The 9,476-nt window shown below is 60.4% G+C and carries 3 protein-coding genes; all 3 read right to left on the reverse strand.

Going from position 1 to position 9,476, the window contains the following annotated elements:
• Positions 1–48 precede the first annotated feature (48 nt).
• The 3 genes from recD to recC are packed head-to-tail and all read right to left on the reverse strand — an operon-like array spanning position 49 to position 9,292.
• Complete coding sequence (recD, locus tag ACCC96_RS16220) at positions 49–2,157, reverse strand: exodeoxyribonuclease V subunit alpha (protein ID WP_413696297.1); 2,109 nt, start codon at positions 2,155–2,157, stop codon at positions 49–51.
• Positions 2,154–5,843, reverse strand: a complete 3,690-nt coding sequence (gene recB / locus ACCC96_RS16225) for an exodeoxyribonuclease V subunit beta (RefSeq protein WP_413696298.1) — start codon at positions 5,841–5,843, stop codon at positions 2,154–2,156. The genes recD and recB overlap by 4 nt, the downstream gene beginning before the upstream one ends.
• A complete protein-coding gene (gene recC / locus ACCC96_RS16230) occupies positions 5,840–9,292 on the reverse strand; it encodes an exodeoxyribonuclease V subunit gamma (RefSeq protein WP_413696299.1) in 3,453 nt (1,150 codons plus the stop codon). The genes recB and recC overlap by 4 nt, the downstream gene beginning before the upstream one ends.
• Between the last annotated feature and the right edge of the window lie 184 nt (positions 9,293–9,476).

A 9,476-nucleotide genomic window follows, 5' to 3' on the forward strand; every position in this document is an offset into this window, starting at 1 on the left:
GGCGACGCACCGGCACATCGGACAGATTCCCGCGGCTGGCACCGCCCCTCAATGGCTCGGCCAGGCACCCTCTTCCAGCTCCAGCATTAACCCGCTCAAGCGCTTGACCTTGCGCCGCACGGCCTCTTCGAATACGCCGGCTCGAGGCTCAATCAGGGTGAACCAGTCTTTGGCCCGGGTTATCCCGGTATAGATCAGTTCCTTGGTAAGCACAGGATTCAAAGCATCCGGCAGAATCAACGCCGTATGGGCAAATTCCGAGCCTTGGGATTTGTGCACGGTCATGGCATACACCGTGTCGACATCGTTGAGTCGGCTTGGCAGGACAAAGCGCACACCGCCCTGCCCGTCATTACGCGGGAAGGCCACACGCAGCACGTGCCGCCCGGCCTCCGGGCCTTCACGCTCCGGCAGCTTGAGGGCAATGCCAATGTCACCGTTCATCAAACCCAGGCCATAGTCGTTGCGGGTCATCAGCACGGGCCGACCTTCGTACCACTGATGGTCGCTGTCGATCAGCCGGGCCTTGAGCAGCGCATCGGTCACGCGCTGATTCAAGCCTTCCACACCCCAAGGCCCTTTACGTACGGCACACAACAGCTGGAAAGCGTCGAAGGCTTGTAGCACCAAGCGAGCCCAATCAGCCCAGCATGGATCGTCGAGCGGGCGGTCGAGCGGTGGTCGCTGACTGCGCAAAAGACTCAGGTAATGCCGATAACCTTGCGGCCCCCCGCCATGGCCCTCGAGCAACAAGCGCTCCAGCGCACGGTCCTGCTCACCCTTGAGGGGCAGGGAAAATACGTCGTCATGACTTGCAGCGGCCAATAACTTGCGCGCGTCCTCGGGATGCTGTTGGTTGACCCAACGGGCCAACTGACCAATGCCGCTACCCTCGCCGAAGCGCCGTGAGTGGCGCAGCATCACGACTTGCTGGGCCAGTGGATGCGCGCCTTGGGTGTCTTCCCGCAAACCGCTGGCATCGAGGCGCTCACCGCTGACCGCCTCCAGCCACTGGCGGGTCTGCGGGCTGTACCAACCGGCTTCGGCATCACGACACAGATCGCCCAGTACGGCACCGGCCTCTACCGACGCCAGTTGGTCCTTGTCACCGAGCAGCACCAGACGGGCATGGGGCGGCAACGCATCGAGCAGGTTGGCCATCATTTCCAGGTCGATCATCGAGGCTTCGTCCACCACCAACACATCCAGCGGCAAGCGATTACCGGCGTGGTGACGGAAATGCCGGGTACCGGGACGACTGCCGAGCAAACGGTGCACGGTGGTCACATCCGACGGGATCTTCTCGCGCACCGTTTCAGGCACTTTCAGGGTTTGAACCTGCTGGCTGATGGACTCGGTCAATCGTGCGGCAGCTTTGCCGGTGGGTGCCGCGAGACGAATACGCAGCGGTTTACCGGCCTCCACTGCGGGTGCCTGGAGCAATGCAAGCAAGCGCACAACCGTGGTGGTCTTGCCGGTTCCCGGGCCGCCGGTGACGATGCTGAATGCACTTCGGGTAGCCAGGGCACACGCGAGCTTTTGCCAGTCGATCACGTCATCAAGCCTGGCTGGACCGAACAGCCCGGTCAGGCGTTGGGGTAAATCGCTCGGCGTAGCTTCGTGTGTCGCCAGGCGCTGGCGCAGCGCGTGGTCGATGCGCCGTTCGTAAGCCCAGTAGCGGCGCAGGTACAGGCGCTTGCCCGACAGCACCAACGGTCGGTGTTGCGCAGCCTCACGCCCATCGACGGCCAGAGCCACCAGACGACTGGAAGCCAGGACCTTGCACCAATGGGCACCGTCCAGCGCCTCAAGCAATTGCGACGGCAGCAACATCGCCCCGCTTTGCACATCACCTTCCGGCGGCAGCGACAAGGCAAAATCCGGCTCTTTCAGTGTTTCGAACAGATCCAGGCAGACATGACCGTGACCCAGTTGGTGACTGATCAACGCGGCGGCCAGCAGCACCAGCGGATCATCGTCGGGAGCGAGCTCGTGGAGAAACGCGACGAAGGCCTTGTCCAGCGCCCGCAGCCAGCCGCGTTCGACCCAGCGCGTGAGCAGCAGCAACAAGTCATCTGCGCGGCTCAACGGGGCCAGGTCCGCCAGACTTTCGGCCGCCAACGGTGTAGGCAGCAAATCGGCGAAAGTGCGACTCATAGCAATACTCCCTGTTCCCAGGCGGGTTCGGCCTTGGGCTCTGGCTTGCCCTGGAACAACCGGTCCAGGCGCTCGATCAGCTCCCGTGGCGGACGGGCAAAATACACACCCTGGCTGGCCGCTCGAGTACCGCGAAGAAACAGATACAACGCTCCACCGACATGTCGGTCGTAATCGTAATCGACCAGCCGAGCCTTAAGCTGGCGATGCAGGGCGAGCAGGTACAGTACGTATTGCAGGTCGTAACGGTTATCGAGAATCGACTGCTCCATGGCCTGCTCGGTATAGGCCGCGTCATCGACGCCCAGCCAGTTGGATTTGTAGTCAGCGACGTAGTAACGGCCTTCATGCTCGAACGTCAGGTCGATGAAGCCTTTGAACATGCCATTGAGCAGCACCGGTTCGGCAGCCACCCGGGCCACGCCGTGATGGGTGTATTGGCGCACCAGCTCATCGAGCTTGAGCACATCGACTTTATGACTGGCGAACCAGAACTCCATCTCGACCCGGTATTGAGACAGTTGCTCGAACACCACCGGCGCCTGCCCGCCACCGATGTGCAACGGGGATTTGAGCAAGTGCTGCAGCCAGCCGCTCAATGTGGTGATCCAGCCTTCCCAGCCACGGCGGTTGCAGCGACGGGCGATCGCGTCTTCCACGGTTTGCGGTGCAGCGGCAAAACCTTCGTCACCGGCCCATTCGAGCAATCCATGAAGAAAAGTGCCGGGGTTCGGCCCACGAGGGAATCGATGGATATCAGCGCCGCCGGCGGCGACTTCTCGTGGCGCTTCGGGATCAAGGCGTTCGTCATCAAAGAGCTTTTGTGCTTGCGCGCTCTCCGGTGCCTCGTCACTGCCCACGCTCAAACTGTCACCAATGCGTAAGGCACTGTAAGAGGCGATCCACCAGTTTTCGCTGGCCTTGCGCCTGGGTATCAGCGGGGCAAGCAAGGTCGCTTCATTGCGTGGCGGATGATAATGCTCGGCGGTCGCGTCAGGCATTTCACCGTAGCTCAGCGCCGCGCAGTCTTGCTGCAGGTCTTCCAGCCAACGACGCAGCCCTGCCGACTCAGCCAATGGCGCACCACCGCCCAGCAGATAGCCCAACGCCGAAAGGTGCAGGACCGAGCCATTGTTATTACCGCGTTTGAGATCAGTCACACCCAGCCAGCAGGCATGTTGTGCCCGGGTCAGGGCCACATAGAGCAAACGAAGATCTTCGGCCAAACGCTCATCATCAGCGAGGGCGATCAACTCGGCCGTCGGCTTCAAGCTCACCTGCGCCTTACCTGCGGCATCGTGGTAGTGCAGCGGCAGACGACTGCCATCCACCGGTTTTGCCGAGCAGATGAACGGCAGAAACACCAACGGATATTCAAGCCCTTTGGACTTGTGGATGGTCACGACCTTGACCAGTTGCTCGTCGCTTTCCAGGCGCAGGATCTGTTCTTCGCCAGCCTGACCAGACAACGCCAGATGCTCGGACAAATGACGGATCAGTGCTTGCTCGCCATCGAGTTCGGCGGCGGCCTGCTGCAGCAACTCGGACAAATGCAGCAGGTTGGTCAATATCCGTTCACCATCGCTGCGCGCGATCAACGCCTGGGGCAGCTGAAAATCATGTAGCAATCGCCGCAACATGGGCAGCACGCCCTGCTTGCGCCAGAGCTCGCGATAACCGCGGAACTGCATGACCCGTGCTTCCCAGGCCAGTTCGTCCTGATTCAGCCGCTCCAGTTCAGCCAGCGAAAGGTTCAGCGTGATGCAGGCCAGCGCGGCACGCAGGGGACGCTCGACATCCGGCTCGGCACAGGCCTTGAGCCACGTAAGCAGATCATGGGCCTCCTGCGCGGCGAACACCGAGTCCTTGTCTGACAGGTAAACACTGCGCACACCGCGAGCGGAAAGTTCGCCGCGCACGGCCTGGGCCTCTTTGCCGTCGCGCACCAGAATCGCGATATCCGCCGGCAGCAAGCCTCTGAGATCCTTACCATCCTGTATGAAGCCCGCACGCCCCTGCTGACCGCCATTGAGCAACGCAGTGATCTCACTGGCGCAGGCGGCGGCCAATTGTTGTCGATACACCACGCCGGACAGTGGCTGGTCAGAGGACAAATGCCAGATGTTCAGGGCAGGAACAACCTGACCCTTAATGTGCAGGACTTCTTTGCGCCCTTGGGACTCCACGGGCAGAAACGGTACCGGGTTCTCGCCACTCTTCTCCCGGAACAGGAACGCGCCGCGCCCCTGCTCACGAAATTCGGCGCGCTCGAACACATGGTTCACCGCGTTCACCATGCCATGACTGGAACGGAAATTTGTACCCAGGGTATGCAGACGGCCAGTGGTGGCTTGCCGGGCGCGCAGATAGGTATAGATATCGGCACCGCGAAAGGCATAGATCGCCTGCTTCGGGTCGCCGATCAGGAACAGGCCGGATTCAGGATTGTTGTCTTCGATGCGATAAATGCTCTCGAAGATTCGGTACTGCACCGGGTCGGTGTCCTGAAACTCGTCGATCAGCGCAACCGGGAACTGCTCGCGGATCAAGGTCGCCAGACGCTCACCGCCATCGGACTGCAACGCCGCATCGAGACGCAGCAGCATGTCATCGAAACCCATTTCCGCGCGACGACGCTTTTCTTCCTCGAACCGAGCACCGACCCAGTGGGCGGCATGTTGCAGCACGGCGGCATCGGGGGTCGGCAAGCCATCGAGACTGGCCTTGAGGCCGGGCATCGCATCGAGACCGGGATGACGGGGAGCTTCACCTTTCCAGGCTTCGGCCATGCCATCGGGAGTCAGGCGAGTGAAGCCGGTGCCAATGTCCAGTTGCTCCAGAGATTCGTCTTCGGCCCAGGCCCGGAGCTTTTCGAACCAGGGTTCGAAGTAGCGCGCCTGCATCTTGCGACCATCGACGCTTTTGCTCGCGACGCCCTGATGACAGATGGCAAGCAGCTCATCGGCCCATTGGCGCCAGGGCATCTTGAGCTCGAGCAACGCGGCCCGTCGTTCCTCCAGGCACTCGGCGATCAACTCGGCAGGTTCTTTACCTTCAACGCTGTCACGCTCGCTGGCGAACAACCCACGCACTCGCGGCAACAACGCTGCCGGCCCCCCCCAGTTGCCGCGAACCCAATTCAGCGCATCGCCTTGCATCGGATAGCAGAACAGTCGCCAGTAGTCGCGCAGGACTTCGCCAAGCAAATCACTGTGATCGGTTTCCAGGGTCTGGGTGAACAGGCTGCCACTGTCGAATGCATGTTCGCGCAGCATGCGCTGGCACCAACTGTGGATGGTCGATACCGCGGCTTCATCCATCCACTGGGCGGCGATGTCCAGACGGTTTGCACAGCCTGGCCACTGTTCGGGGAGGTATTGCTCGCGCAACTCGGCAATCAGGCCATCCGGTGCCGGTGTCTCATCGCGGAAAAAACGCGCAGCTTCAGCCAGTCGCGTACGAATACGTTCGCGCAGTTCTTTGGTCGCGGCATCGGTGAAGGTCACCACGAGGATTTGCGGCGGCAGCAATTCACGGCCAAAACCACTCGACTCGTCGCCATGACCAAGGACCAGGCGCAAGTACAGCGCAGAAATGGTGAAGGTCTTGCCCGTCCCGGCGCTGGCTTCGATCAGTTGGCTTCCACGCAGGGGGAATGCCAGGGCCAGCGGTGTTTTCGTGGTCATGAGCGCGCCTCCTCGCTGGTCAATGAACGCCAGGGAGCCTCAAGCAGCGGCCGATACAAAGCGTCGCACCAATCGGGGAAGGTCTCGTCGGCAATCAAAACATCGTAGTCGGCGTATTGCCGAGCGAGTGCCGGGCTTTCGCGGCGCTCACCTTCAGTGGTCTGGCCATCGCCTTCATAGGCCTTGCGGGCGGCGGCGTCAGCCTTGACCGGATCGGTTTGAGCCAGCCAGGCGAAGGCTGTTTTTACGGCAATCGGCAACGGCTGGCGCATGCCCGTTTGCCAGGCCAGCAACAGATTACCCAGGGCATCAAGTGCTGCATCCTTCGCCAAGGGAGCCAGTAACAGACTGTCGTCACTGGCCACCAACGCGGTGGTCATCGGCATCCCGCTGGCACAGGCAACCAGGTGATTGATCCATGGTCGTGTCAGACGATGCCATTTGCGGGTCTTGAGCGAGCCGATGCTGTTGGGAATCGTGGTGACCGATAGCAAACCACCGTCCGCACGTTGATGCAGGCCACTGAGCCAGCCCTCCAGGCGCAGCCCATGCAGTTCCAGACTCACGGGCAACGCGCTGGCAAGTGGGGAAGGCCATAACGCCAGGAGCTGTTGATAGCGCTGCAACAGATCCGGCAACGGCTCGATCAACTCTCGCTGCAGACATTCGCCGAAACCGGCCATGGGCAAGAGCCCGCTGTTCTGCAGACGTTTCGCCTGTGCTTCCAGTACCTGATCGATTTGGTCCAATTGCCCGAGCGCTGCTTCGAGCAAGCTGTCGCTGAGGCTATAGCGTTGCAACGCGTCGAGTACAAATGGCTCTTCATCCGCCAAAGGCGCTTCGGCAGCCTCGAAGAACACTTTGAGCCGCTGACTGAAAAAATGCCGTACCGGATTGCGCAGAAAATCCTGCAACTGACCCAGGCTCAGCGGCTCGTCCTGAATATAGGGCTCAAGAACCTCGATGGCAGGCGTCAAACCGCTGGACTGATGAAGTACCTGCCACTCGCTGGCGTAGCTGAACAAATCATCGCCTTCATGGAAGTAGCGTGCACTGAAGGGTTGCAGCGGATGTTCCTGAGTCATGGACTCAAGCAGATCAGCCTTGTCATCGTGCAATCGCCAACCGCTGGCGAGATGATCACGTAGCTGTCCTATCAATACCGAAGCCGGGCGCTCACTGTTGTCCCGAATACTGCGGCCGACCCAGCTGATATAGAGTTGGTCCCGCGCCGACAACAAGGCTTCCAGCAACAGATAGCGGTCATCTTCACGCCGGGAACGATCGCCGGGCCGGTAGTCGCTGCCCATCAGGTCGAAGTCCAGTGGCGGCTGCGCGCGAGGGTAATCGCCGTCATTCATGCCCAGCAGGCAGACCAGTTTGAACGGGATCGCTCGCATGGGCATCAAGGTACAGAAATTGACGGCACCGGCGAGAAAGCGCTGAGACAAGCGACCTTGGTCGAGGCCAGCCAGCCAGGCTTCACGGACTACGGTCAGCGGCAACTCGTCCTGCAAGCCTACCGACTCGCAGGTCTCAAGCCAGGTCTCACGCAGCTCTTCGAGCTGGGCCAATAAATAGTCGTCATGCTCATTACTGGCCTGGAAAAACAACTGCACCAGTGCTTGCAAGCGGATGCCCCAGAGTTTGGGCGACGCAGGTTGGGTGAGCTCCTGGTGGGCAATCTCCAGTGCATCCAGCAGTGCGACCAAAGGACCTATGAGCGCAGCATCCAGGCCACCGATCTCGTCGTAGGGTTCAATACCCTCGCAGGCACTGGCGCTGCCCACGGCATAACCAAGCAACATCCGTCGCAAGCCGAAACGCCAACTGTTTTGCTCCAGTTCTTCCGGCAGGCCCAGACCCGCACGCTGCTCGGCATTCATCCCCCAACGGATACCTGCGCCTTCGATCCAGCGGTGCAAGGTCGGCAGGTCACGTTCCTCTACGCCAAAGCGAGCGCGTAATGCCGGAACGTCCAGCAGATCGAGAATCTCACTGACGGGGAAACGACTGTCGGGCAGCTTGAGCAGATGCTCGACAGCGATCAGTAGCGGGTCCCTGCCGCGCTGGCCTTGATCCGCGAGCGTAAAGGGAATGAAGCGTGGATCGTGGCGATCAAGCTGACCAAAGACAGCGCGGATGTGGGGGGCGTAACTGTCGATGTCTGGAACCATCACGATCACGTCGCGAGGCCTTAAGTCTGGATCAGCACTGAATCGTGCGAGCAGCTGATCGTGGAGAATCTCCACTTCGCGTTGAGCACTATGGGCGATGTGAAAACGGATCGATTCGTCCTTTGTCAGATCGACTGCAGGCCAACTCTCGCGAGTTTCGCTCAGGGGGCGCAATTCCAGGATGTCGTCCTGCAACTGATTGAGCATGCTCTGAGGCTGGTTATCGCTGAAAAGGTCGATGCGCCCATCGCGAAATGCCGAGCGATAGCTGTTGGGATCGTCGTAACTGTCGAGCAGATTGATGTAGTCCCGCCCCTGCTTGCCCCACGCCGCCAATAGCGGGTGGGCATGCTGATGGAGCGTTTGCGGATCAAGCACAACCGGCATGCCGCGCTTGCGAGCCTGGCGCTTGTATTGATGCCGCAACAGGTCTTTATCGGCGACGATGTCCGCCCAATGGTGGCGACATGGGTTGTGTACGCACAGCAAGACCTGACTGAATCGAGCCAGCCCGGCAAGCGCTTCCAAGGCTTGAGCTGGCAGTGAAGAAATCCCGAAAACAATCACCCTGGACGGCAACCCACTGGGCGCCCTGTCGAGACTATTGATACGCTCGATAAAGCGTTGGTGGACACCCGCGCGGCTTTGCGCCATGCCTTGTGCACCGACATCCAGCAACAGCGCACGCCACAGCTCTGCTTGCCAGCAGTTGGCCGGAGTCAGAGCTTTGGCTTCGCCTCTACCATTTCGTAATTGGTGACGGCCTTCTGCCCAGTCTTCGAGCCAGTCCGCCCTGTACACCTGATATTGGTCGAATAGATCGGCCAGCCGCTCCGCCAATTGATAGCGTTTGCGTAAGTCGGTGTCATTCGTAAGGAAGCGCTGCAGGGGTTCGAAGTGCGGTTGGTTGATCAACTGTGGCAGCAGACGCATCAGGCGCCAGGTCAGCGGGGCTTTATCGAGCAGGGACTTGGCCGGGATTTCGTCACGTCCCAGCACCATGCGATAGAGCTGCCACATGAAGCTGCCTGGCAACTGCACATCGATGGCGGCAGCGATTCCGCAGCCGCCCATGTCGTCATCTTCAGGGTCTTCGGCCAGTGCCAGCTTCAGCCATTGGGCGATGCCGTTGCTCTGCACCAGGGCGATTTCATTTTCCAAGGGAGCCAGCGGGTAGCGCCGCATCCAACTGACCACCAGGCTGCGCAGCTCGTCCAGGCGGTTGCCGTGAACCACCATAAAACCAGCACTGAGGGACGTAGCGTCCGGCATAAAGGCTTCCTTGGGAAAATACAAAAGCTAGGGCCGAACCTTAGCACTGTCGGCAGACCGTGACAGCCGGGACCGTTCCGATGTTGCTGTACGAACTTTCCTGCGGGCAAAACAAAACCCCTACCTGCGTATGCAGATAGGGGTTTCGGAATTTAATCTTGACGATGACCTACTCTCACATGGG

This window comes from Pseudomonas sp. Pseusp11 (genome assembly GCF_047304405.1).
In the GTDB taxonomy this organism is placed as follows: domain Bacteria; phylum Pseudomonadota; class Gammaproteobacteria; order Pseudomonadales; family Pseudomonadaceae; genus Aquipseudomonas.